Origin of the sequence: Chryseobacterium phosphatilyticum (genome assembly GCF_002899825.2) — a bacterium.
Classification (GTDB): Bacteria; Bacteroidota; Bacteroidia; order Flavobacteriales; family Weeksellaceae; genus Chryseobacterium; species Chryseobacterium phosphatilyticum.
Map to the genome: position 1 here is coordinate 1,024,339 of NZ_PPED02000002.1, position 23,166 is coordinate 1,047,504.

Sequence of the window (23,166 nt, forward strand, 5' to 3'; positions counted from 1 at the left end):
ATGCTCCTAGCTAGTTGAGCCTATTCTAATTTTACATTACAAAGATATGTAAATAAAATGGTATTATGCAATACAAAGTAGTGAATTTTTTAAAATAATTACATTAATGTATTGATTATCAATGTAATAATTTTTATAACGGATTTGGAGAAAATCAATTAAGTGCCTGGATTTTTTAAGAAAATGAAAATTTTGATCAAAAATCAGATGATTTGAGAGGAAATTTATTATTAAAATAAATATAGTTTTCATAGAATAATATTATCCTAAAATATAATTAAACTGAGATTTTGAGATCGCTGATATGATTTGTATTTTTGTTATTACATATTTTTTGAACACATCAAATTATTAACTATTACTATGAAAATTTTAAATACGTGTAAGAATTTATCGGCAGCTATTGTACTACTGGGACCTTTATGCTTTGGACAATACCAGTTTGAGGTGAAAAATGCATCAAAAAATTATAATGCAATTATTCATATAAATAATTGTTTTGACGGGCAGTGCAGAGAGAAGGGGACGGTAGAATTATTTGATAATAAAAATACTAAGGTTCAGACTTTTACATCTGAAGATCTTGTCATTCAATTAAAAGAAGGACAAAAGCTGGTACCTGGTAAAACGATTCAGTTAACTCAGGAGCAAAGTCCGGTCATTATTGATGACTTTAATTTCGATGGAACAGAAGATATAGCTATAAGAAACGGAAATATGGGAAACTATAGTGCTGATTCTTATGATGTCTATGTATTTAACAGTTCCAGAATGGCATTTGTGAAAAGTGCAGAACTTACGGAAATCGGGTCCAATGCCCTTGGATTATTTGATGTAGATCATCAACGTAAAAGACTTATTACTACGGGCAAATCGGGATGTTGTATGATTTTCACTACAGAGTATGCGGTGATTCCCAATAAGGGATTAGAAGTGATGTTGGAGAAAAAAGAAGATATGACACAAGAAGATCAGGTAAAGGTGATTACCAAAGAGAAAAAAAATAATAAATGGATTACCCGAACCAAAGTATATCCATCTGATCAATATAAAAGATAAAAAGTATAATGAAGATTCAGAAAGAGATCGATTTTATCCTGGCAGTAGATGCTTTGAAAAACGTACAGAGAAGAAATTATAATGCAGATGATTCCAGAAGAGAAAATACTGCAGAACATTCATGGCAGATTATCATTCTGGCACAGATCCTTTATCCCTATGCGAAAAACCGTGCGGATATCGATTTATTAAGAGTGATCAGAATGCTTTCTATTCATGATCTGGTAGAAATTGAAGCGGGAGACACCTTCCTGTTTGATGAAAAAGCAATGATAGGAAAGTTTGAAAGAGAAAAAGCTTCTGCTCAAAAAATATTTGGAATACTGGATGAACCTTTATGTACAGAATTCTTTAATTTATGGCTTGAATTTGAAGAGGAAAAAACTCCGGATGCTGTTTTTGCCTGCTCTATTGATCGAATTATGCCTTTCATCTTAAATTCCCACACCTCAGGAAAGAGCTGGACAGAAGCAGGAGTTACTGAAAAACAAATCAGGAATATGCTTGAAAATGCTATTACGAGAGCATCAGATGAGATGGGTGAAGCTTTTGAACTATTGCTGACCAGAAGTCTGGAGACTGAAAAAGTAGTAAAATAAATAATATTCCTTTATAAAGAAAAAGACCATATCCGGAAAGTACGGATATGGTCTTTTTCTTTATGGGGAGATTCGGGCGGCCAAAGGCCGCCCGAATCTCCGTAATATTATAATATTTGGATTGGTTTCTTGAATTCATCAATGGCTACAAAAGTGAAATCACCTACAATTGCTTTTTCTCTTTCATAAGAGTACATTTGTTCGGTAAAGATCTCCACATTTACTTTCATACTGGTTTTTCCAACGTATGAAACTTTTCCGATTAACTCAACAATAGTTCCTGCAGGAATAGGTTTTTTAAAGTCAATTTTATCACTGCTCACCGTTACTACTCTTTTTCTTGCAAATCGGGTAGCGGTAATGAAAGCTACTTCATCCATCAGCTGCATGGCAGTACCTCCGAAAAGAGTATCGTAATGGTTGGTTGTATTAGGGAAAACCGCCTTAAAAATTCTGGTTTCGGATGCTTCAATTCTTTCTTCTGTAGTCATATTTCATTATTTATTAAAGCGAAATGAAATGGTATCAAAACAACAGAATAATGACAGGAATCTTAAGAATCCCTGAAACAATCCATCAGATCAATAAAACTTCAGATCGCGAAAGTTTCTTGTTTAAGAAAAAGGCAGGTCTCCTGACTCGTAACATCTTTTATCTCCTTCCCATGCCTCGCACAGTGGATCTTTAATAAAAGATTTTAGTTACTTACAGTTGCGCGACAGTCCGTGATTTTCACACGATTCCCTTTTAATCTACAGTTAAGCAGAACCAGTTTCTATGATGAATAAGTGTAAAACTTTTCGGGTGCAAAAATAATGAAATTATTCCGGATTATGGTAAATAATCTGGCTGATCACTCTTCCTTTTTTAATGGTCCAGAGCGTGGTATATCTGTTTTCTCCTGAACCATTGATCATATAAAGAAAAATATTATCGTTGTCCAATGCAGTTACTGCTACATTGTTGAAATCCATGGTTGGCTGAAACATATTTTTGATGGCTTCTCTTACAAAAACGGATCCTCTTCCTGGCTGTTGAACTCTGATCGATTTGATTTCGGTCATCCCTTCAGGAAGGTCGTTAGCAATTCCCCAGGGTTTTACTTTATCGATGGTAAGAATTTTTCCCTCAGCATCTTTTTCCTTTTTTCGGTAACCGGCATTGGAAGGGTAGACGTCAATTACTATTTTAGATCTTTGGGCTGTAGGAATTTTAGGATCAGAATTATCTGTGAAGATCATTGATTTTCCGTTTTTCGATTTGGAAGGAGTATAAGCCGGAAGCTGATCAATATAAGCAATACGTTCTTTATTGACCATTCCTTCTTTATCCAGAGTTTCATATCTTACAAAAGGTTTATCCTCGTCCTGTTTTTCAGGATATTTGATCCAGATCCATTCCGTTTCTCCGGGAGCGGGTTTTACATAAACAAACACATCACCTTTACGCATACGGATTTTATCTACTATTTTTCGGTAGTTGTCTTTATGTACGCGTACGTTAGCATATCCTTCCTCTGCTTTTACCACACCAAAAGGAACTTTATTTTGCCCCTTAACGAATGCTAAAGAAAAAACACTGAAAACGGATACATAGAATGCTTTGTTTACTGAAATCATTGTCACAAATTTTTGATCCCCCAAATATATAAATTAAAAATTGTTGGAAAGATATTTATGTTATTGCAGTTTTTTAAATTTTGATGAAAAACATTTTAAAAAACTTTAAGCATATTGTACTGATCATCATTATATATGGTGAAAAATACACCGGACGAGATAAAATGAAAGAGAGCATCATTTGATACTCTCTTTCATTATTTATATTCAATTAATTTTTCAATCCATTAAATTCTTTCAAGTTCATCTGCATTAATCGTTGTTTTGAAAGTTCCGTAGTTCACAATCACCTTGTTTCGGGAGATCTTTTCAATCGTTCCTACACTCGTGCTTCCTGTAATACGAACACGTTGACCTATTTTCATCCAAATGGCACGGTCACTTTTGCGCTTTTCTTCCAGCTTTTCATTCGTCTCGGTAATTTTCTCAATGACTTCCTCCTTCTTGAGTTGTTGTGTTACTTTTCTCTTCACAACTTGCAGACGTTTTGACTCGTCCTTATCTATCCCCAGTTTCCTGAACTTTTCCTGTTCGAGCAGTTTTACAAAATCTTTTACCACGTCTTTTCTGGATTTACCTTTTGTATAGCTTTCAATGAAGGTTTCAATCTTATTTCCGAACTGAAGTTTGCGGTGTTCCTCTTCATACAGCTTTTGGAAATTGAACAACTTCTGCTGAAGCTGCTCATTTAGTTTCTGAAGATTGTCACGTTTGTCTTCTACAGATTCTTTTCTTTCTGCAAGATCAGATTTCAGTTTTTCAACTTCAAACTTCTCCTGTTGAAGTTTTACAATCGTTTTATCAAGATTGACAATGTCATGTTCTACTTTTTTCTTGGCAGAATGAATGATAAACCTTGGGATTTTATTCTTTTCAGCTACCTCAAATGTGAATGAGCTTCCTGCTTGTCCTACTTCCAGTTTGTACATCGGCTCCAGAGTTTCTTCATTGAAGAGCATGGCTGCGTTCTGCGCATTGGGAAGTTGTTCTATCACCAGTTTAATATTGGTGTAGTGGGTGGTAATGATAGCAAAACTCTTCTTGTCATAAAAGTATTCCATGAAACTTTCTGCCAGTGCACCTCCAAGCTCAGGATCAGAACCTGTTCCGAATTCATCAATCAGTAATAACGTATCTGAATCAGCTTCACGAATAATTCCGGACATTTTCTTCAGTCTGGATGAATAGGTTGAAAGATGATTCTCGATGGATTGATTATCACCAATATCAGTCATGACCTTATCAAAGAAAAACATCTCAGACTTTGGATGTACCGGAACAAGAATTCCACTCTGAATCATGAGCTGTAATAAACCTACCGTTTTCAGCGTAATCGATTTTCCGCCCGCATTAGGTCCGGAAATACAGATGATTCTGTTGTGCTCCGTTAATGCCAGAGTTTGTGGATGAATTGTTTTATTTTCAATCTTATTTCTCAACCATAACAGGGGATGATAAGCATCCTTTAACTTTAGCGTTTTATGGCGGTTGATTTTTGGAAGAACTCCGTTGATCAATTCAGAAAACTTAGCTTTGGCTCTTGTCAGGTCGAGGTCAAAAATATACATTTGATACCTCCAGAGTTGAGGTTGGAATTCTGCCAGCTCAGCAGTCAGTTTTCTAAGAACTTTATCAATTTCTTTTTTCTCTTCCTCTTCATTTTCACGAAGTTTGAAATAATGTTTTACCACACTATCCGGCTGGATATATGTAATAGAACCTGTTTTTGAAATTCCCAGGGTTCTTCCTGCAACTCTTTTCTTGAATCCCGACTTTACAGCCAGTACTCTCTGATCGTCAATGATTGTTTCCCTTATATCATCCAAAAAATCACTCTGCCCGTAGGTGGTGAGTGCCCGGTTGAAATTTTCCTGAATGGCCTTTTTAGCATGTTGAATCTCAGTCCTCAACCCTTTAAGGGCAGGGGATGCTTCACTTTTTACTTCACCAAAACGGTTGAAAACCTTATCTACTTTATCAATAATTTCTTTTCTGAATTCCAACACAGAAACTTCTTCTATTAAATTAGGAAAGGTTTCCGGCATGGTAGGGAAAAACTTTTGAAGTCTTCCGATTTGTTCTGTGAGGGTTTTTATTTTGATGAAAGCACTATTTTCCAAGCGGTAATTCTCAATCAGCATCAATTTCAGCTCATCTTCAATATCCTCATATTCATCAAACGGAATTGCATTTGAACTTTCAAAACTCGACAGGTATTCTGACGTTTTTTTTAATGAAAGTTCCGCCTCGTCAATTTCCATCGGACGAAGTTGAAGAATTTTTTCTCTTGTTTTTGGAGAATATGCAAATGGGGAGATTTCCGCGAGCAATTGCGGAAACTCTAATTCGTCTAAATCTTCTTTATCTATATACACACTGCAAATTTAGTGAGAAAAAGTGAATATGAGGCGGTGGTAATTTGAAAATGAGACAATTTGAAGGTTTGAGAATACGTTGTATGAGACTTAAGATCTTTTTTAATCAAAAGGATTAGTACATTTGAAATATGGAAATAAAGACCGACCGTTTGCTTTTAAGAGAAATCAATGAAAGTCATATTGATGATATTTTACGAATCAGAAGTAATGAACTGATTAATCAATATGTAAAAAGAAATTCTCCAAAGAACAATTATGATGCGTTGGAATTCATTTTACATATTAGAAGGAGGACCCAAAACAATGAAATTATCTTCTGGGGTATCTCTTATAAAGATCAACGGAATCTTATCGGAACCATTTGTCTCTGGAATTTCGCACAGGATAGAAAAACTGCTGAAGTGGGTTATGAACTGCTGCCGGAATATCACAGGAAGGGAATCATGACAGAAGCATTGAAGTCTGTTTTAGAATATGGGTTCAATATTCTCAATCTGCGTGAAGTTCTGGCATTGACCCACAGAAATAATACAAAATCTCAGATCCTCCTTATTAAGCAAGGTTTTGTCTTGCAGGAAGGAAAAGTAGATGAAGGAAATGTTGAAAATGTCATTTTTAGTATAAAAAAATAATCATATAAGAACTCTCAATTTTTTTTTATTTTCGCTGTGGAAAACTATACCTGACTTATATTACACATGAAAAATGAAATAAAATCATTAACAGGGCTTAGAGGAATTGTAGCACTATGGGTGACTTTCTTTCACTTCAGCTATTTTAGGAATGATATTATTCAAAGTATAGTAGGGAAGGGGTACGTGGCTGTAGATATTTTTTTTGTACTCAGTGCGTTTTTACTGACTGTTTCTTATTCGGAGAAATTTAAAAACCTGAATTATAAAGTAATACAAAATTTTTACAAGAAAAGAGTCAATAGGATATATCCGGTATATATTATATCCGTTATTGTCATCGCACTATTTTTTACTGATACTTCCATTGGCGAATTCTTAATTAATGCAACTTTAGTTCAATGTTTCTTTAATCCAAATTATCTGTTAAATGTTGTGTATTGGTCATTAAGCACGGAATGGATGTGTTACCTGGTTTTTCCTTTTATTCTCTGGGTGATTCTCCGGTATAAAATTCGTGGAGAAATATTAATTGTTCTCAGTCTGGTGTTAAGATTTTCTCTCCCATATCTTCCAGATCATCTCTATTTTCATTCAGAGGTACCTATGGACATGGGGAAATCTTCAAAATATCTTGATATTCCTTATGGTTTAAACTCTTTAATAAGGACTATTTCCTCTTATTTCTTAGGAATTGGTATCGCTCTTTTACCCTTTATAAAAATAAAGAAGGATAATATTGTTGTCTACCTGACGTTGATGTTGTCTGTACTGTTGCTGTATACAGAAAGGGGCTTACTTTTCATCCCATTATTGGCAGCCGTGGTGATAAAATATCTTTATAAAGGAGAGAAAAACCTTGTAAAGACATTTCTGGAAATGAAGGCGGTTTATTTTCTGGGAAATATTTCTTATTCATTGTATATCGTACATTATATGGTGGTCAAACAGGAAATAACCATTGTCAGTTCATATCATTTGAATAATTTACTGTTGATTGCTTTTTCCATTGTGCTGGCTTATTTTTCTTATTTTTTGATTGAAAGAAAAATAAAGATATTTAGGACGTAATGGATGTCATTATTTTAAAATATCTATTTTTGCAGTATGACCTGGACAGAAATCTTAGCCCCGATAAAAAGCACAGAATATTTTAAAACACTTTGGGAAAAAGTGAAAAATGAATATGCAACAACAAAAGTTTTTCCACCGAAAAATCAAATTTTCAGAGCATTGGAAATTACCCCTTTTGAAGATGTAGAAGTTGTTATTATTGGTCAGGATCCTTATCATAATGATTATCAGGCCAACGGATTATGCTTTTCTGTTTCTGAGCAGGTGACTGCGCCTCCTTCACTGAAAAACATTTTTATTGAATTAAAAGATGATGTAGGAGTGGTAAGAAGTACAAAAGAATTAGATGATTGGGGAAAACAAGGTGTGTTATTATTGAATGCAACTCTTACAGTTCGTGCTCATACTCCTAATTCTCATAAAGATCTGGGTTGGGAAACGTTTACCAATTTCATTATTAAAGAGATCTCCGATAAAAAAGAAAATGTGGTGTTTGTATTATGGGGCGCTTTTGCACAAAAAAAAGCCGAATTTATCGATCCGGCTAAGCATTTTATTTTGAAATCTGCGCACCCTTCACCCTTCTCAGTCTATAGAGGTTTTTTTGGAAGCAAGCCTTTCTCAAAAATTAATGACTATCTTATTTCTAAAGGGAAGAAGCCTATTTCGTGGTAGTGTCCGAAGAGCCTTCAGCTTTTTTTACACTGATCCCTATTTTGTATTTTCCGGTCAGAGCAGCCGTTCCGCCTTCCGATTTAGGGTAAGGAGTTACCTCCTGTAAACTTATGGTATATCCGTTAAAATCGGCAGACTGATGGTAGTTTCTCGCCGGATGGTCCATACTGGCAAGCTCTAAAGTCATAGGTCTTGTAGCAGTTCCCATTACCTGAATCTGAGCAACAGCTACTCCGGCCCATATACAGTTTACCCCTTCAGGACAGCGACTATCTTCAGAAATACCTTTGAATGTCACATTCATCTGATAGGCTTTCAGGAACTTATTTTCCCCTTCAGTGAAGTAAATGATACCTTCCTTTTGACCATCGGATTTTGTTGCTTTTGTGTCGGTCATGATTGGAGGCGTTTGTTTATCCGTTTTAATTTTCTTTTGGGCATCACATCCTGTTAATGCGAAGATTCCCAGACTCAGTACGAAGATTTTATGGAACATACTTTATTTTTTTAGGTTAAATAATATCAAACATATTTAGAAGTACCACCAAAAACATTGCCACCCCTACTACAAAGCTGAATCCTGTTCCATAAATGAACCCGATTAATGCCCCCTTGGTAGATTGCAGTGCTTTGTTCATATCTTTACTGTCATGAAGCATTTCACCAATAAATACTCCCGCAAACATTCCGATCAGAAAGCCTAGTGGAATGGGAAGAAATAATCCTACAATAGTTCCTACCACTGACCCGACACTTCCCCATCGGGTACCACCATATTTCCTATTGGTTTTGGCAGGAATCACATAGCTGAGTACTACAGAAGCTAAGGTAAGAATACTGAATGCCCAGATATAAATCATAGGAAGATCAGCATCCGTTCCAAATTTATAAATCAAAAGACCACAGATGCTTAATAAAAGCCCGGGCAGGACAGGAAGAAAAGTTCCCAATATTCCGACAAATAACAAAATAAGGCAGAGAATATTTATGATTGTTGTATCCATTTTTTAAATTATAAACGAAGATATGAAAAAAGAAAATTTATCGCAGATTTTAAAATTTGGGATGAAAATTGATTGTCAATAGTAAAATCATGATTCTTAATTTCATAAATTTGCTGTGATGAATGACCAGTTACAAGAAACCAAAAATTTTATACAGGAGCTGAGTGAGCAGCTTTATATCTATATTACTCGGATTTCACCAAGTGGATTAGATTGGGTTTTTCATATCATCGTAAAGCTCAGCTTACTGCTGGTCTTACTTTTAATCACAGATTTTGTTTTTAAGTTTGTCATCAATTTTGTTTTCCGGTCATTTCATAATGAACAGAAATTTCCGATTTTAAAATCTATTTATCAATCCAAGATTACCAATTCTGTTGCCCATTTTGCAGCCCTGATTGTTGTGGGTTCCATACAGGGTTCCATATTTCCTGAAAATGCACTGCCTAAAACAACGATCTTTATTATAAGATGTATTAACCTTGGGTTGGTACTGATACTTGCCGGAATGCTTTACAGATCACTGGCTGCTTTTAGAAATTATTTCAGTATCAAACAGGACTTTTACAAGATCATGGCACTTAATGCTATTTCAGAGACCGTGAAAATCTTAGGACTTTTTGTATTTACTGTTGTTGGAATTTGTGTGGTTTTTGGAATAAAAGGAACTACAATTGTTGGAAGTTTAGGAGCTATTACAGCGGTTTTAGTACTTGTTTTTAGAGATACCATTTTAGGATTTGTAACAGGATTGCATGTAGCGACTTCTAAAAACCTTAAGGTAGGAGACTGGGTAAGTATTCCTAAGTATAGTATTGAAGGAAATATTACGGAGATTAACCTTTTGACAACAAAAATTACCAATTTTGATAAAACCGTTTCAACGATTCCCACTTATGATCTGATGACCACTGAGATCAAAAATATGCAGGTCATGTCTGAGTCCAATACCAGAAGAATTAAAAAATCAATTTATTTTAATATCAATTCTTTTAAGTTTTTATCCGATGAAGATATTGAACGTTTAAAGGAGATTAATTTGATATCAGATTATCTTGAAGAAAGAACGATTGAAATCAGAAAAGAAAAAGAAAGCCTGGAACACGGGGATAAAATAGTGAATGGAAGACAGCTTACCAATATAGGAGTTTTCCGATATTATGCACAGAAATATATAGAAAACGATCCTGATGTAGATAAAAATGGGACCCGAATGGTTCGTCAGCTGGAAATAACACCACAAGGCCTTCCTCTGGAGATTTATTGTTTTGCCAGTGATTCCAAATGGGAACGTTTCGAAGAGATTCAGGCAGATATTTTTGACCATTTACTGGTAGCATCAAAGGAATTTGAGCTTCAGGTAATGCAGGTAAGTGTAAAAGTATAAAGCCGAAAGGTTGAAAGAGAAACTTTGCAGTTATACCTCTTTCCACAAATTGTAAATTGAATTTTAATGAGAATAAAATATAGAAAAACAAAAGAAGCATACAGCCCGGGTGAATTTCCAGGCCTAAGTTTCTGATTTCTGGTTTCTCATATCAAATATCTAAATATAAAATGACAAAACTAAGCGTAAACATTAATAAAATTGCGACTTTACGAAATGCAAGAGGAGGTGAGACACCAAGTGTCACAGAAGCAGCGATTAAAATTCAGGAATTCGGAGGACAAGGAATTACCATTCATCCCAGACCAGATGAAAGGCATATCACAAGAAAAGATGTCTATGATCTGAAACCATTGGTTACGACTGAGTTTAATATTGAAGGAAATCCTCATCAGAGTTTTATTGATATGGTGCTGGAAGTGAGACCCGAGCAAGTGACTTTGGTTCCTGATGCGGATGATGCTATCACTTCAAATGCAGGGTGGGATACTAGAAAACACATGGATTATCTTACAGAAATCATTGCGGAGTTTAAAAATGCGGGAATTCGTACTTCAATCTTTTTAGATCCTCTGCCTGAGCTCGTAGAATCGGCTGCAAAAACAGGAGCAGACAGAATAGAACTGTACACTGAGGCCTATGCAAAAGAATATTTTAATAATAAAGAGAAAGCTATAAAGCCTTATTACGATACAGCAGTGGAAGCAACAAAGTTCGGATTGGGAATCAACGCAGGGCATGATTTAAGCTTAGACAATTTAAAATATTTTGCCAACAATATCCCGAATCTGCTTGAAGTATCAATTGGGCATGCTTTAGTTTCTGAAGCCCTATATATGGGATTAGAAAATACGGTACAGGCTTATCTGAAGAGACTGGCAGCATGGTAAATAGATAACGGATACTTGTTGTTGAATTGCAGGCCCTGTTATTGTGGTTTCATTCATCATCCGGAATCTCATATCTTAAATCTATTATCTATAAAAGTATGGAAATTTTAAATTCAAAAATATTCGGCGAAGACCAATCAGGGACGCCGCTTCTTGTATTCCACGGATTATTTGGAATGCTTGATAATTGGGGAAGCTTTGGAAAAGATCTGGGAGAGTTTCTTCCGGTACATCTTATTGATCTTAGAAACCACGGAAGAAGCTTTCATTCTGAAGAAATGTCACATGATGATCTGGCAGATGATATTGCCCGTTATATGGATCATTACGGAATTCAGAAAGCTCATGTTTTAGGGCATTCTTTAGGGGGTAAGGCGGTGATGCAATTTGCCATAAAATATCCCGAAAGAGTTGAAAAACTGATTGTTGTAGATATTTCACCCAAAGCGTACCCGCCACACCATCAAGGAATTATAAAAGCACTGGAAACGGTAGACTTTAATACGGTCGGCTCAAGAAATGAAGTGGAAGCTGTTCTCAATCAATATATTCCTGAAAGATCTACTGTTCAGTTTTTAACAAAGAATCTGTATTGGGATGATAATAAGAAACTAAACTGGAGATTCAACCTTAAGACATTATCGGAAAAATATAACGAATTTGTTTCGAATGCTATAAAGTTTGGTGTTTTTGAAGGTGAAGCTTTATTTATTGCAGGAGCAAAGTCTAATTATATCTTACCACAGGATGAATACGGGATTAAGCAGCAGTTTCCGAAAGCTAAGATTGTTACTGTAAAAAACGCCGGACACTGGGTGCAGGCTGAAAATCCTGTTGATTTTGCAATTGTTGTTAAAGAATTTTTGAACATAGGTTAATATTATTCTTTGTATTTTCATATTATGTTAAAATTTTATTAAAACTATGGATTATTTCTCCATGAGTTGAATTTTTTGTACTTTGGTTTTGTCAAAAAAATAAAAATATTAACTTATGGAAAACAAAAATTCAAAGAAGAAACCGTTTTTCGCAACATTCTTAGAAAAACAAATTAAAGATCCTGAAACAGTGAAAGGAGGGACGATTACTACAATAGCGATAGACAATGCTACGTCTGTTATTAAAGATCAGATTGTTACCGCAGCTCTTGAGGATAGTGTTTCTACACACAAAAATGACAATGTGACGATGAAGTACCCGTCTGATGGTGACGAGGATGTTTTAGAAGCATAATAAAACAAAATCTGGTCATTAATCAAACCAAAACTTAACACTATGAAAGGTAACAATTCAAAAAAGAAACCGTTTTTCGCATCCTTCCTGGAAAAGCAGGTTAAAGATCCGGAAACAGTAAAAGGAGGAACAGATATGTCTATTCCTGAAAGAGATGCCATCACAAAGCCGGTGATCGATACAGTGACATCGCCAAAAGATGATTTGCAGCAAACGATGAAGTATCCTTCTGATGGTGACGAAGATACTCTTACTGCTCCATTGTAAAATCAAGTAGTCAATACTAAAAATGAATATCAGGGGAAACTTACACATTAAGTTTCCCTTTTTAATAAAACCGGCAAAATGATTCTCTGCATCACCCACTCACAGGATTACTATACTATTGATCTTTTTTTTGAATATCTTGCTTCTCAAAATATTGCTTATTTCAGATTAAATTCTGATCGTTTGAATCATTATCAGAAGATCAGCGTGAATGAAAATTCATTTGAATTAACCGATGAATCCGGAAATAGAATTCACTCTGACCAAATTCAGGGAGTATGGCACAGAAAAGCCTGGAAAATAAGTATTCCTGAAGAATTGGATCAGGATTATGAAAAAATCTTTCTGAGTGAGTATGGAAGCCTTAGATATAACCTTATGACTGTTTTAGAAGACATTCCCTGGATTAACCCTTATGAAAATGAAAAAAAGATCGACGGAAATAAGATGTTTCAGCTTAAAATAGCCCAAAGAAATAATCTAATAATTCCCCAAACAATTTTTTCAAATAACGAAGAAAAAATAATTTCCTTTTTTCACCAGGATTGTAACGGAAAAGCTATTGCCAAACTTCATGGCGTAGCGGCGAAAACAATGTCAGGAGAAAATATGATTTCTACGACAATCATTGACGAAGATTCTCTGGAACATCTTTCAGACATTACGTATTGCCCTATGATTTTTCAGCCGTATATTGAAAAAGAATATGAATTACGTATCGTATATATTGATGGCGAATTCTTTACAGGAAAAATCAATAACAGCGAAAATACAGACTGGAGACTAACGCGTGAAGGGTATTTCTGGTCAGTCTATGAGCTACCTGATGCCATAAAAACAGGTCTTACTGCCATGATGAAAGAAATGGGCCTTTATATGGGGGCTATCGATATGATCAAGGGAAGAGACGGAAAATATTATTTCCTTGAAGTGAACCCACAAGGAGAGTGGGGAATGTTACAGAAAGAACTCAACTTTCCAATAGCAGAAAAAATTGCCGATAACCTTATCAAAAGAATCAATTTCCATGAATAAAATTTTAATTATAACCCATACTCAAGATAATTTTTCAATTGAAAAAGTAACAGAATATGTCGAAAAGAATAACTGTGAAGTAATCCGTTTTGATGTAGATCTATATCCCCTGCACAACAAACTATCCACTATTTTCCAGGACGGAGAATGGATCAGTATTCTTGAAACTCCCGATACACAATATCGTTTAGAAGATATTTCAGCCATTTGGTACAGAAGAGCATATAATATCGGGAAAGGCTTGAAAGAAGAAATGGATTCCAAATTTTATGGTGCTGCCATGGGAGAAATCCGCAATACACTTTTCGGATTTTTTGAATCTGTAGATGCCTATTCGTTAGGGAAACCAAGTGTTTACAGAAGACTTGACAGTAAGGAAGAGCAACTCAAAGTAGCTCAAAAGATAGGGCTTACCATTCCTGATACCTGTCTTACCAATAATCCTGAAGAAGCAAGGAAGTTTATTCTAAAACACCAGAATGTAGTGGCCAAAATGCAAACTGGTTTTGCGATTTACGAAGATGGAGTAGAAAGCGTGGTTTTTACCAATGTTGTCCATGAAGATAAATTGGAAGAGCTCGATTCACTGTTGTATTGCCCGATGCAGTTTCAGAAAATGATTGAAAAGAAAAGAGAACTCCGTGTGACCATCGTAGGCAGAGATGTGTACGCTTTCGAAATCGATTCTCAGCAATCTGAAGAGGCAAAAGTTGATTGGAGGAAAGATGGTATTAACCTTATTGATAAATGGGTGAGAACAGAACTTCCTGCTGATGTTGAAGGGAAATTGTTGGAATTGTTGGATGTTTATCATGTTGATTATGGAGCGATAGATATTATTGTTTCTCCCGAAGATGAATACTATTTTATCGAAATCAATGCTGCCGGAGAATTCTTCTGGTTGGATAACCTTACCGAAGGAAATCTGATCTCTAAAAGTATTGCAGATGTTCTTTGTGATAAAGCTCCAAGAAGAAATAATATGGTAATGGCTTAAAAAGAAGCATATTATCATAGAAGTCCTGAAAGGTTTTAATTCATATCTTTCAGGATTTTTTTTAACCTATCCATCAGAAAATCCTTGAATTCTAGCCATTCCTTAGGAGAAGGAAAATTTTAGCCAATCAGTTTCGTTTTTTGTTTCCCCAATAATGATAATATTGGTTAAATTAAATTGAATTGTGCTTTAAAAATCGCAAATTTGCAAAAGCAGTTTTTCAAAGGAGCTTTTGCGGGAATCTGAAGAGTTGCCGAATAGAAAATATTGTCATATTTTAGTCAGCAATCAAGTAAAATAATTAATGGTTTTTGTAACGGGTGCGACCGGAATCCTGGGAAGAGTAATTGTACTGGAGCTTCTTAAAAGAGGTAAAAATGTACGTGCTTCCAAAAGAACGGGTAGCAATTTAAACGAAGTAAGACATTCATACAGCTTTTATACAGACCATCCGGATGATTTTTTCAATAGAATCCAATGGGTGGATGTGGATTTTGATGATCCTGATTCTTTAGAGACTGCTTTAAAAGGGGTTGAAGAAGTATATCATTGTGCTGCAAAAGTAAGCTTTCATCCTAAAGATGAAAAAGAGATGTACCATACCAATATCAGGGGTACGGAGAGTTTATTGTTTGCCTGCGAAGGATCAGGTGTTAAAAAATTTCTGCATGTAAGTTCTGTCGCTGTTTTAGATAATTTTAATGAAAAGGGAGAGCTGGATGAGGAGTCTGATTTTAATCCAAAATTAGAGCATTCAGCCTATGCTATTTCTAAACATCTATCCGAAATGGAAATCTGGAGAGCTTCAGCAGAAGGAATGAATGTTGTTATTATCAATCCGGGAATGATTGTAGGAAGCGGAAACTGGAGCCAGAGTAGTGGAGAGCTTTTTTCTACCTTTGAGGATAACAGTTTTACTTTCGCCGGAGGATCTGCCTATGTTGATGTAAGAGACGTTGCGAAAACAGCTATCGAATTGATGGAAAATAATATTTTTGGTGACCGTTTTATTATTGTTTCCGAAAATAAAAGATTTACTGAAATTGCAAAACAGATCAGAACAAAATTAGGTCTTAAAGACGCAAAAATACTTTCCGGATCTATTCTGAATATCGGAAGATTAGCCAATACACTTTTCGGATGGTTGATCCCCAAATTAAAAATGGTCACAAAAACAAATATTGAGGCCATATCTTCTTTCAACACCATTTCCAATCATAAAGTCAAAGAAAAACTCAATTATCAGTTTATTCCTGTACAAGAAAGTATCGACTTTCATCTGAACAATTATATTAACGACAAAAAGCTGAAGAAATGAATCTTGCAGAGGCAATTATCCTAAAAAATGTAGAAAAACATCCTTTAAAAGCTGCTATTGGCTTTAAAAAGAAAGATGAAGCCTGGAAAGAGCTGAGCTGGAAAAAATTGAATGAAATTGTTTTCAAAACAGCGAATGCATTAAAGACTTCAGGAATCAAAGAAGGTGATAAAGTTGCTATTTATTCCGACAATTCATCTGAATGGATGATTATGGATTTAGCTGCTATGGCTATCGGAGCGATTACCGTTCCTATTTACTCAACGAATAATGCTGAACAGGCAGAATATATTATCAATGACTCAGGATCTAAAGCTGTTTTGGTTGGAAATCAGGTTCAATATGATGCATGCCTTGAGTTTTTACATAAAGAAGAAAATAATCTTGAAACGATTATTGTTTCTAAAAAAGCAGTGTGGATCAAGAAAGAATTTAATAGCTTCTATCTTGAAGATTTTATCGCAAAAGCTTCCCCGGAACTGGAAATCTGTAAAAAAGAAAATGAAGATACTGCTACACTGATTTATACTTCAGGAACAACCGGTACCCCGAAAGGCGTCATGCTTACCCATGGGAACTTCATTAAAGCTTTTGATTCCCACTTTGAATTTTTTAAGTTTAAAAACTTTGAAGAAGAGCTTTCTCTTGCCTTTTTACCATTAAGCCATGTTTTTGAAAGAAGCTGGAGTTTACTTTGTTTATACGGAGGAGCCAGGGTATATTTCCTTGAAGATCCGAAAAATATAGCCAAAGCATTGGAAGAGGTTAAACCTACTATGATGTGCGCCGTTCCAAGGTTTTTCCAAAAAGTTTACGCAGGTGTTCTGGAAAAAGCGGAAGAAGGATCATCACTCAAGAAAAAAATATTCGATTGGGCATTGAAAACCGGTTGGGAAACTGCCGAATTGAGAAGAAATGAAAAACCCGTTCCTTTTGGCTTAAAGTTAAAAGAATCTGTTGCCGATATGCTGGTCTTCAGTAAAATCAAAGAGAAAATGGGCGGCAGACTTTGGTTCTTGCCATGCGGTGGGGCATCTTTGTCTCCTGAAGTAACCAGATTCTTTGAATCGGTCGGGATCCATGTCACAGTAGGATACGGATTAACAGAAACAACTGCTACTTTAACACTTTTCCCGCTCACTCATTTTGAACATGCTACAAGCGGAAAACCATTGCCGGGAGTAGAAATCCGTATTGGTGAAAGTGATGAGATTCAGGCCAAAGGAAACGGAATCATGAAAGGATATTACAACAGACCCGAAGAAACTCAAAAAGTCTTTACTGAAGACGGTTGGTTTAAAACAGGAGATGCCGGTAAATTTGATGAACACGGAAATCTTGTTATTACAGACCGAATCAAAGACCTGATGAAAACTTCTAACGGAAAATATATTGCTCCACAGCAGATTGAAAACCTTCTGACCAATAATAACTTCATTCAGCAAATTATGCTGATTGCAGAAGGAAGACAATTCGTTTCAGCATTGATTGTTCCGAATTTTGAATTTTTACAAGACTTTATGAAAGGGAATAACATTCCTTTTACCAATTGGGCAGAAGCAGTAAAAAACGAAAAAATTATAAGTTTTTACAAGGAAAAACTTAAAGAATTGCAAAACCATCTTGCTGACTATGAAAAAGTGAAGAAATTTACTTTAATGCCGGCAGAATTTGATATCAATACAGGCGAAATAACCCCAACATTGAAGGTGAAAAGAAATGTGGTTATTAAAAAATATGCAGATATCATCGAGAATATGTATTAATTGACTCATCAACCACAAGCCACACAGTAAAGACTTTAGTTATTTAAGTGACCTGCTTTGCATAGATGAAGTACACTTAAGTTGTATACCTCCCCAACTTTCACGGATATCCCAGTTGATGCCGCGAAATTCCCCTCCTCCGGAGGGTGACGAAAATTCAAAGAATTTTTGACGGGGTGGTTTAAAAAAGTACTGTTAGCAACCAAATTAAACTATGACAACACAATTTATAGGAAAACCAGATTTTACGATCTCTACACAAACGGTTTCAGAGAGCTGTCCATCCAATATTGCCCTGATTAAATATTGGGGGAAATATGCGGATCAGATTCCTGCAAACCCTAGTATCAGTTATACGCTGAATCACTGCAAGACCAATACTTCAATGGAGTTTATTGCAGGTGAAACTTTTTCTGTACAGACTTTCCTGGCTGGAAACGAAGAAGTGAAGTTTGCAGAGAAAATTGAAAAATATTTCAGAAATATAGAGCAATACCTTCCCTGGATTTTACAAGGGAAGTATATCATCAGAACTGAAAATACATTTCCACACAGTTCAGGAATCGCAAGTTCTGCTTCAGGATTTGGAGCGATTGCAAAATGCCTGATGAAACTGGATGATACTTTTACAGGAAAAATATCTGAAGATGAATCATTGAGAAAAGCTTCTTTTTTAGCAAGACTGGGAAGCGGAAGTGCCTGCAGAAGTTTGTATAACGGACTTATCGTTTGGGGAGAAACTGAAGAGGTTGAAGGAAGTTCTGATTTGTTTGCGGTACCTTATCCCGATACTGAAATTCATGAAGTTTTTAAAAACTTCAATGATTGGGTTTTATTGATTCATGAAGGTCAGAAAAGTGTATCTTCTACAGTAGGGCATGGTTTGATGAAAACCAATCCGTATGCAGAAAGAAGATTTCAGGAGGCGAGAGAAAACTTTGTTCCGATGAAAGAAATTTTAAAAACCGGTGATATGGATCGTTTTATCAAGCTGGTGGAGCACGAAGCGCTGACGCTACACGCGATGATGATGATGAGTGAGCCTGCCTTTATTCTGATGAAAACCGGAACCCTGGAAGTGATCAATAAGATCTGGGATTTCAGAAGAGAAACAGGATTGCCTTTATTCTTTACACTGGATGCCGGTGCCAATGTTCACCTTTTATTTCCTGGTGATGATCCTGAAGACCAGATCAGGGTATTCATTGAAACAGAATTATTGCGGCATACCCAAAAGAATGGAGTCGTGAAGGATGTGATGAGGTTTTAAACTTTAAAAATATTCAATAAAAGCAGGTTAAGACCTGCTTTTTTTATTCCTAATCTTCAGTGACAACAGACTGTCTGTCCCCATCTTCTTCTTTTCCTTCCTCAATGATTTTTTCGGCCTCAGCTTTTTCTTCGGCAGTCGCTGTCTCCACAAGTTCTTCCTGCTCATCATTGTGATGATCTATGAAGAATTCACAGTATACCGGAAGATGGTCCGACCCAAAATTTTCAAGTGTTTTCAGTTCTTTAATAAAAATATCTTCACTGTGGAACATCAGATCAATAGGGAACCTTAAAAGGCGATATTTTGCATGGAACGTAGAAACAAAGGAATGCCCGATTCTAGGGTCTATCAAATGGCTTGTTTTTCTGAAAAGTACAGAGGATCTTGACCAGGCTACATTATTAAAATCACCTACTACTATAACCGGTTTTTTGATATCTTTTACACATTGGGCAGTACTCAGAAGATCCCCATCTCTTTCCTTTGATGTTTCCTCTTCTGTAGGACTTGGTGGCGGAGGATGCACTCCAAAAAAAACAAAAGAAAAACCATCACCTGTTTTCATATGCACTTCAATACTGGGGATATCGTCTGCCACAAAATAATGAGTTCTGGCACTTTTAATTTCAACTCTTGAGTAAAAATGCATCCCATAAGTGTTTTCGAGAGTTACCTTATGCTGATAGGGATATTTTTCCTCTAAAGGTCTCATCGCTTTCTCCCAATCTCCGTTGCTTTCCATTGTCATGAAAAAGTCAGGATTATATTTTTGAATAAGCGTACAGAATTTTTCATATTCTTTATTAAACTGATATACATTGGCAGAAATAAAATGCAGTTTTTCAGATGATTTGTGACGTTGTTTGTGTTTTTTTACAGGATAAAGAGGAGTATACCTGATAAGAGTATGGCCGTGATATATAAATAAAACAAGTAAAAATCCCTGATAATACCATATAGGCTCTGTAGTATTTATGAAAAGTCCTAACAGAAAAGTAAAAAATATAAGGTAGGTGACTTGTATTTTAGCAAATTCAGGAACCCGGAATACCCAATGAGAATGCTGAATTGTTGGAAGTATTGTGAAGACCACTAAAAGTAGGGCCAGAATCGTATAAATAATCCACATATGAAAATTCTTTGGCTGAAATAATTTTTGACACAATTTAAGTAAAATCAATTTTAAAATTCATCATTCAATGTAAATTTTATTTTACTTATTTTTATTCCTGTAAATTTATTATATGTATAAAATAATTATACTTTTTCTTCTGATCAGCATTTCAGGTTTTGGCCAGCAAAATAAGGAGATAGAAAAACCTATCCATAATCTCTTTCTTGCTATGAAAAATACAGATCCGGAATTGATGAAGACCGTATTTACAGAAAACGCCATTCTTCAGACCATCACAAAGGACGGTGCCGTAAAAAATGATAGCATAGAAGACTTTATAACATCTGTTTCAAAATTTCCAAAAGGAGATCTGGAAGAGAGAATCATAATAGAAGCGGTTCATACTGATGGTAATCTTGCCAGTGTATTTACTCCTTATTCTTTTTATCTGAAAGGAAAGTTTTCACATTGCGGAGCCAATAGTTTTCAGCTGGTAAAACAAAATAATGAGTGGAAAATTCAATATATCATTGATACCCGAAGAAAGGACCATTGCCAAGAAATCAAATAATATACAACTACGTGTTAATTCAACAGTACATATGAAGATCCATCACATTGCCATCATTTGTTCAGATTATGAAGTTTCTAAAAAATTTTATACAGAAGTACTGGGGCTGAATATTATCCGCGAAGTATATCGTGAAGAAAGACAATCTTACAAGCTTGATCTCGCTATCGGAGACCATTATGTTATTGAATTATTTTCCTTTCCGGACCCGCCTCAAAGACCTTCACGTCCGGAGGCTTGTGGATTAAGGCATCTTGCTTTTTCAGTTGAAAACGTTACTGAAAAACGAAATGAACTGATAGGGAAAGGACTAGATTGTGAAGACATCAGAATAGATGAATTTACAGGAAAAGAATTTTTCTTTACTCAGGATCCCGATCAATTGCCGTTGGAGTTCTATGAAATGTGAAAATTAGTGAGCGTAACCTGCAAAGAAACTTACTGCCATAATGGTTAAAACAATAGAGGAAATGACTACATATACGTAGTCTTTTTCCTTTAAATAGCCTATCAGAGCAAATACAATTCTCATTAATGGAGTAAAAATCAAAAGAAGGATACCCAACTGAATAATTGCAGAACCTTGTCCCTTACATAAAGAATCCCAAAAATGACTCCATACTTTTTCTGAAGAGGTTCCTACATTCAGGCTGCTGTATTTTTTAGGCATTTCGAAACCTTCAATAAATAGCTTAACAAACCCAATTAATGACGTAGCTACCGATAGAATAACTCCCAATCTGAGAAGATTTCCTACCGAACGGTTCAGGTCAACGTCTGTGAAATTCTTTTTCATTATCTGAAACTTTTGTTGATACCGTTATACATCATATAAATAGAAAGAATGGTAATGACAATCGCAAAAAATACCTTTAGCTTTTTGGTTTTGGATACCATTAATGTTTTCGATCCTATAAAACTTCCTATGACAACCCCTATCAGTACAGGAGCTACAATGACAGGGATAATTTCACCTCTCTGGAAGTAGATTAAGGCACTCGCTACAGCTGTTACCCCAATCATAAAGTTACTGGTGGTAGTAGAAACTTTGAAAGGCAGTTTCATCATATTATCCATAGCCAATACTTTCAAAGCTCCGGAACCAATTCCAAGAAGTCCTGACATCGCTCCGGCAAACATCATCATCAAAAATCCGGGAACTGTATTTCTTGCAGAGTAGCTTTTGAGTATTCCCTTGTCAGGGAAAGTACCATATAATTTTAGTTTTTCTTCCAGGCTTCCTTTGATTAAAGGCTCCTGATGATCCGGTTTTCCTTTAAGGTTCAGGATCACCGTCAGAAGAAGGATACTGGCGAAAATAATTCCTATTGTATTGGGATTAAGCATTCCCGAAACCAATGCTCCGATAATAGCACCTGCGGTGGTAGCAATCTCCAGGAACATGCCAATTCGCATATTGGTAAAACCTTCTTTCACAAAAGCTACCGCTGCACCGGAAGAAGTTCCGATGACAGAGATCAATGATGCTCCGATAGCATAATGCATTGGGACGCCGAAACCCAGCGTTAATAATGGAATAATAATGACTCCTCCTCCTAAACCTGTAAGTGAACCCAACAGACCGGCGGAAATTGCGCCCAGGAAGAGTATGATAATTTCTGACATACTACAAATAATGTTACAAATATAAAATTATTGTTGTAGTCTGCCAAACATTTGAAAAAGATAAATTTAACGTATTTTTGTATGCATGAAAAGTGAAATGAAATTATTTTATGTGATCCTTGGAGCTACACCAAAAGGAAGAAACATTGAACAACATGATGTGTTTTTCGGAATCGCTGAAAGTCTTAAAGATTTGGTTCCGGATATGAAAGACTTCTGGAAGGAAGCAGAAGGTAAAATTCACCTTGATTGTCATCAGGAAGTAAGATTTGCGGATGGGTATGAAGTAAAAATCGTAGAAAAAGGAGAAAAAACGTCTGAGCAACAATTGTACTTCCTGAATTTAGGAGGATATAAACCCGGTTTTTTTGAAGAGTTTCATGAGCAACACCTGATGGTAGGGCAGTCTATGGCAGAGATTGTAAAAAGAGCCAGAGGTACTGAATTTTATCAAACTATGGGTTTTGAAGGAGCAGTAAGTCATATTGATGATAAACACGGGGTAGATATCGATGATATTTTCAATGTAAATGATATACTTCCTGAAAATATGAAAGAAAAATATTCCATTGTTCTTACAAAGTCTGATGCAGAAAATCAGGAGAACCCAATGGGAGTGGGATATTTAAAAATTGATAAAGTTCAATAA

26 protein-coding genes and 1 riboswitch are annotated in these 23,166 nt (G+C 35.6%); of the genes, 18 read left to right on the forward strand and 8 right to left on the reverse strand.

The window, feature by feature from the left end; all coding sequences use genetic code 11:
- Nucleotides 1-363 precede the first annotated feature (363 nt).
- Together C1631_RS11735 and C1631_RS11740 are read left to right on the forward strand one after the other, a co-directional pair.
- The gene (locus tag C1631_RS11735; RefSeq protein WP_103248373.1) at nucleotides 364-1,059 is read left to right on the forward strand and encodes an XAC2610-related protein; all 696 of its coding nucleotides are present in this window, start codon (nucleotides 364-366) and stop codon (nucleotides 1,057-1,059) included.
- Nucleotides 1,060-1,067: 8 nt separating this feature from the next.
- Entirely contained in the window at nucleotides 1,068-1,658 is a 591-nt protein-coding gene (locus C1631_RS11740) for an HD domain-containing protein (protein WP_109712264.1), read from the forward strand.
- Nucleotides 1,659-1,765: 107 nt separating this feature from the next.
- Here the strand turns inward: C1631_RS11740 and C1631_RS11745 are convergent, their stop codons facing one another.
- The 3 genes from C1631_RS11745 to C1631_RS11755 form a co-directional block, all read right to left on the reverse strand.
- Nucleotides 1,766-2,149, reverse strand: coding sequence for an acyl-CoA thioesterase (locus C1631_RS11745; RefSeq protein ID WP_103248227.1), 384 nt, complete (start codon nucleotides 2,147-2,149; stop codon nucleotides 1,766-1,768).
- A 116-nt stretch (nucleotides 2,150-2,265) separates the two neighbouring features.
- Nucleotides 2,266-2,446, reverse strand: a riboswitch (cobalamin riboswitch).
- Between the two features lie 33 nt (nucleotides 2,447-2,479).
- Entirely contained in the window at nucleotides 2,480-3,277 is a 798-nt protein-coding gene (locus C1631_RS11750) for a hypothetical protein (RefSeq protein WP_103248226.1), read from the reverse strand.
- A 227-nt stretch (nucleotides 3,278-3,504) separates the two neighbouring features.
- The gene (locus C1631_RS11755) at nucleotides 3,505-5,652 is read right to left on the reverse strand and encodes an endonuclease MutS2 (RefSeq protein WP_103248225.1); all 2,148 of its coding nucleotides are present in this window, start codon (nucleotides 5,650-5,652) and stop codon (nucleotides 3,505-3,507) included.
- 131 nt (nucleotides 5,653-5,783) lie between these two features.
- On the opposite strand from C1631_RS11755, the gene C1631_RS11760 reads away from it, so the two are divergent.
- From C1631_RS11760 to C1631_RS11770, 3 genes are all read left to right on the forward strand, one after another.
- On the forward strand, nucleotides 5,784-6,287 hold the full coding sequence (locus C1631_RS11760) for a GNAT family N-acetyltransferase (RefSeq protein WP_109712266.1): 504 nt from the start codon (nucleotides 5,784-5,786) through the stop codon (nucleotides 6,285-6,287).
- Between the two features lie 66 nt (nucleotides 6,288-6,353).
- On the forward strand, nucleotides 6,354-7,358 hold the full coding sequence (locus tag C1631_RS11765) for an acyltransferase family protein (RefSeq protein WP_103248223.1): 1,005 nt from the start codon (nucleotides 6,354-6,356) through the stop codon (nucleotides 7,356-7,358).
- A gap of 36 nt (nucleotides 7,359-7,394) precedes the next feature.
- Nucleotides 7,395-8,036 carry a uracil-DNA glycosylase gene (locus C1631_RS11770; RefSeq protein ID WP_103248222.1) on the forward strand — a complete coding sequence of 214 codons (642 nt, stop codon included), beginning with the start codon at nucleotides 7,395-7,397 and terminating at the stop codon, nucleotides 8,034-8,036.
- On the opposite strand, the gene C1631_RS11775 is transcribed toward C1631_RS11770, so the two are convergent.
- Together C1631_RS11775 and C1631_RS11780 are read right to left on the reverse strand one after the other, a co-directional pair.
- Nucleotides 8,023-8,532 (reverse strand): hypothetical protein, encoded by a 510-nt coding sequence (locus C1631_RS11775; RefSeq protein WP_109712268.1) that lies wholly within the window; start codon nucleotides 8,530-8,532, stop codon nucleotides 8,023-8,025. The genes C1631_RS11770 and C1631_RS11775 overlap by 14 nt on opposite strands.
- A 16-nt stretch (nucleotides 8,533-8,548) precedes the next feature.
- Entirely contained in the window at nucleotides 8,549-9,040 is a 492-nt protein-coding gene (locus C1631_RS11780; protein ID WP_103248220.1) for a DUF456 domain-containing protein, read from the reverse strand.
- A gap of 118 nt (nucleotides 9,041-9,158) precedes the next feature.
- Here C1631_RS11780 and C1631_RS11785 point away from each other — a divergent pair, with 118 nt between their 5' ends.
- From C1631_RS11785 to C1631_RS11830, 10 genes are all read left to right on the forward strand, one after another.
- Complete coding sequence (locus C1631_RS11785) at nucleotides 9,159-10,427, forward strand: mechanosensitive ion channel family protein (protein WP_109712270.1); 1,269 nt, start codon at nucleotides 9,159-9,161, stop codon at nucleotides 10,425-10,427.
- 170 nt (nucleotides 10,428-10,597) lie between these two features.
- Nucleotides 10,598-11,317, forward strand: a complete 720-nt coding sequence (locus C1631_RS11790; RefSeq protein ID WP_109712272.1) for a pyridoxine 5'-phosphate synthase — start codon at nucleotides 10,598-10,600, stop codon at nucleotides 11,315-11,317.
- A gap of 98 nt (nucleotides 11,318-11,415) precedes the next feature.
- Nucleotides 11,416-12,195 carry an alpha/beta fold hydrolase gene (locus C1631_RS11795; RefSeq protein WP_109712382.1) on the forward strand — a complete coding sequence of 260 codons (780 nt, stop codon included), beginning with the start codon at nucleotides 11,416-11,418 and terminating at the stop codon, nucleotides 12,193-12,195.
- A 115-nt stretch (nucleotides 12,196-12,310) separates the two neighbouring features.
- Nucleotides 12,311-12,550: a microviridin/marinostatin family tricyclic proteinase inhibitor gene (locus C1631_RS11800; RefSeq protein WP_103249479.1), complete on the forward strand. Its 240-nt coding sequence runs from the start codon at nucleotides 12,311-12,313 to the stop codon at nucleotides 12,548-12,550.
- Between the two features lie 42 nt (nucleotides 12,551-12,592).
- Complete coding sequence (locus tag C1631_RS11805; protein WP_103249478.1) at nucleotides 12,593-12,817, forward strand: microviridin/marinostatin family tricyclic proteinase inhibitor; 225 nt, start codon at nucleotides 12,593-12,595, stop codon at nucleotides 12,815-12,817.
- 78 nt (nucleotides 12,818-12,895) lie between these two features.
- A complete protein-coding gene (locus C1631_RS11810; protein ID WP_103249477.1) occupies nucleotides 12,896-13,852 on the forward strand; it encodes an MvdC/MvdD family ATP grasp protein in 957 nt (318 codons plus the stop codon).
- On the forward strand, nucleotides 13,845-14,849 hold the full coding sequence (locus tag C1631_RS11815; protein ID WP_103249476.1) for an MvdD family ATP-grasp ribosomal peptide maturase: 1,005 nt from the start codon (nucleotides 13,845-13,847) through the stop codon (nucleotides 14,847-14,849). Before C1631_RS11810 ends, C1631_RS11815 begins: the two co-directional genes overlap by 8 nt.
- Before the next feature lie 304 nt (nucleotides 14,850-15,153).
- On the forward strand, nucleotides 15,154-16,167 hold the full coding sequence (locus C1631_RS11820; protein ID WP_109712274.1) for an NAD-dependent epimerase/dehydratase family protein: 1,014 nt from the start codon (nucleotides 15,154-15,156) through the stop codon (nucleotides 16,165-16,167).
- Nucleotides 16,164-17,933, forward strand: coding sequence for an AMP-dependent synthetase/ligase (locus tag C1631_RS11825; RefSeq protein WP_109712276.1), 1,770 nt, complete (start codon nucleotides 16,164-16,166; stop codon nucleotides 17,931-17,933). Before C1631_RS11820 ends, C1631_RS11825 begins: the two co-directional genes overlap by 4 nt.
- 214 nt (nucleotides 17,934-18,147) lie before the next feature.
- On the forward strand, nucleotides 18,148-19,203 hold the full coding sequence (locus C1631_RS11830; RefSeq protein WP_109712278.1) for a diphosphomevalonate decarboxylase: 1,056 nt from the start codon (nucleotides 18,148-18,150) through the stop codon (nucleotides 19,201-19,203).
- Between the two features lie 49 nt (nucleotides 19,204-19,252).
- Here C1631_RS11830 and C1631_RS11835 read toward each other — a convergent pair whose 3' ends face one another.
- The gene (locus C1631_RS11835) at nucleotides 19,253-20,335 is read right to left on the reverse strand and encodes an endonuclease/exonuclease/phosphatase family protein (protein WP_103249098.1); all 1,083 of its coding nucleotides are present in this window, start codon (nucleotides 20,333-20,335) and stop codon (nucleotides 19,253-19,255) included.
- 115 nt (nucleotides 20,336-20,450) lie between these two features.
- Here C1631_RS11835 and C1631_RS11840 point away from each other — a divergent pair, with 115 nt between their 5' ends.
- Entirely contained in the window at nucleotides 20,451-20,891 is a 441-nt protein-coding gene (locus C1631_RS11840; RefSeq protein WP_103249097.1) for a nuclear transport factor 2 family protein, read from the forward strand.
- 31 nt (nucleotides 20,892-20,922) lie between these two features.
- A complete protein-coding gene (gene gloA2, locus C1631_RS11845) occupies nucleotides 20,923-21,300 on the forward strand; it encodes an SMU1112c/YaeR family gloxylase I-like metalloprotein (RefSeq protein ID WP_103249096.1) in 378 nt (125 codons plus the stop codon).
- A 3-nt stretch (nucleotides 21,301-21,303) separates the two neighbouring features.
- Here the strand turns inward: gloA2 and C1631_RS11850 are convergent, their stop codons facing one another.
- Both C1631_RS11850 and C1631_RS11855 read right to left on the reverse strand, forming a co-directional pair.
- Entirely contained in the window at nucleotides 21,304-21,687 is a 384-nt protein-coding gene (locus C1631_RS11850) for a DUF1634 domain-containing protein (RefSeq protein WP_103249095.1), read from the reverse strand.
- Nucleotides 21,687-22,517 (reverse strand): sulfite exporter TauE/SafE family protein, encoded by an 831-nt coding sequence (locus C1631_RS11855; RefSeq protein WP_103249094.1) that lies wholly within the window; start codon nucleotides 22,515-22,517, stop codon nucleotides 21,687-21,689. Before C1631_RS11855 ends, C1631_RS11850 begins: the two co-directional genes overlap by 1 nt.
- 97 nt (nucleotides 22,518-22,614) lie before the next feature.
- Here C1631_RS11855 and C1631_RS11860 point away from each other — a divergent pair, with 97 nt between their 5' ends.
- The gene (locus tag C1631_RS11860) at nucleotides 22,615-23,166 is read left to right on the forward strand and encodes a DUF1543 domain-containing protein (RefSeq protein WP_109712384.1); all 552 of its coding nucleotides are present in this window, start codon (nucleotides 22,615-22,617) and stop codon (nucleotides 23,164-23,166) included.

Excerpts from the sequence above, each read along its gene's own strand:
- C1631_RS11840 (WP_103249097.1), top strand. The coding sequence starts at position 20,451 with ATGTATAAAATAATTATACTTTTTCTTCTGATCAGCATTTCAGGTTTT.
- C1631_RS11780 (WP_103248220.1), bottom strand. The coding sequence starts at position 9,040 with ATGGATACAACAATCATAAATATTCTCTGCCTTATTTTGTTATTTGTC.
- C1631_RS11815 (WP_103249476.1), top strand. The coding sequence starts at position 13,845 with ATGAATAAAATTTTAATTATAACCCATACTCAAGATAATTTTTCAATT.
- gloA2 (WP_103249096.1), top strand. The coding sequence starts at position 20,923 with ATGAAGATCCATCACATTGCCATCATTTGTTCAGATTATGAAGTTTCT.
- C1631_RS11830 (WP_109712278.1), top strand. The coding sequence starts at position 18,148 with ATGACAACACAATTTATAGGAAAACCAGATTTTACGATCTCTACACAA.
- C1631_RS11740 (WP_109712264.1), top strand. The coding sequence starts at position 1,068 with ATGAAGATTCAGAAAGAGATCGATTTTATCCTGGCAGTAGATGCTTTG.
- C1631_RS11795 (WP_109712382.1), top strand. The coding sequence starts at position 11,416 with ATGGAAATTTTAAATTCAAAAATATTCGGCGAAGACCAATCAGGGACG.
- C1631_RS11850 (WP_103249095.1), bottom strand. The coding sequence starts at position 21,687 with ATGAAAAAGAATTTCACAGACGTTGACCTGAACCGTTCGGTAGGAAAT.
- C1631_RS11835 (WP_103249098.1), bottom strand. The coding sequence starts at position 20,335 with ATGTGGATTATTTATACGATTCTGGCCCTACTTTTAGTGGTCTTCACA.
- C1631_RS11760 (WP_109712266.1), top strand. The coding sequence starts at position 5,784 with ATGGAAATAAAGACCGACCGTTTGCTTTTAAGAGAAATCAATGAAAGT.
- C1631_RS11770 (WP_103248222.1), top strand. The coding sequence starts at position 7,395 with ATGACCTGGACAGAAATCTTAGCCCCGATAAAAAGCACAGAATATTTT.
- C1631_RS11800 (WP_103249479.1), top strand. The coding sequence starts at position 12,311 with ATGGAAAACAAAAATTCAAAGAAGAAACCGTTTTTCGCAACATTCTTA.
- C1631_RS11855 (WP_103249094.1), bottom strand. The coding sequence starts at position 22,517 with ATGTCAGAAATTATCATACTCTTCCTGGGCGCAATTTCCGCCGGTCTG.
- C1631_RS11790 (WP_109712272.1), top strand. The coding sequence starts at position 10,598 with ATGACAAAACTAAGCGTAAACATTAATAAAATTGCGACTTTACGAAAT.
- C1631_RS11765 (WP_103248223.1), top strand. The coding sequence starts at position 6,354 with ATGAAAAATGAAATAAAATCATTAACAGGGCTTAGAGGAATTGTAGCA.
- C1631_RS11785 (WP_109712270.1), top strand. The coding sequence starts at position 9,159 with ATGAATGACCAGTTACAAGAAACCAAAAATTTTATACAGGAGCTGAGT.
- C1631_RS11825 (WP_109712276.1), top strand. The coding sequence starts at position 16,164 with ATGAATCTTGCAGAGGCAATTATCCTAAAAAATGTAGAAAAACATCCT.
- C1631_RS11745 (WP_103248227.1), bottom strand. The coding sequence starts at position 2,149 with ATGACTACAGAAGAAAGAATTGAAGCATCCGAAACCAGAATTTTTAAG.
- C1631_RS11860 (WP_109712384.1), top strand. The coding sequence starts at position 22,615 with ATGAAATTATTTTATGTGATCCTTGGAGCTACACCAAAAGGAAGAAAC.
- C1631_RS11735 (WP_103248373.1), top strand. The coding sequence starts at position 364 with ATGAAAATTTTAAATACGTGTAAGAATTTATCGGCAGCTATTGTACTA.
- C1631_RS11805 (WP_103249478.1), top strand. The coding sequence starts at position 12,593 with ATGAAAGGTAACAATTCAAAAAAGAAACCGTTTTTCGCATCCTTCCTG.
- C1631_RS11820 (WP_109712274.1), top strand. The coding sequence starts at position 15,154 with ATGGTTTTTGTAACGGGTGCGACCGGAATCCTGGGAAGAGTAATTGTA.
- C1631_RS11810 (WP_103249477.1), top strand. The coding sequence starts at position 12,896 with ATGATTCTCTGCATCACCCACTCACAGGATTACTATACTATTGATCTT.
- C1631_RS11775 (WP_109712268.1), bottom strand. The coding sequence starts at position 8,532 with ATGTTCCATAAAATCTTCGTACTGAGTCTGGGAATCTTCGCATTAACA.
- C1631_RS11750 (WP_103248226.1), bottom strand. The coding sequence starts at position 3,277 with ATGATTTCAGTAAACAAAGCATTCTATGTATCCGTTTTCAGTGTTTTT.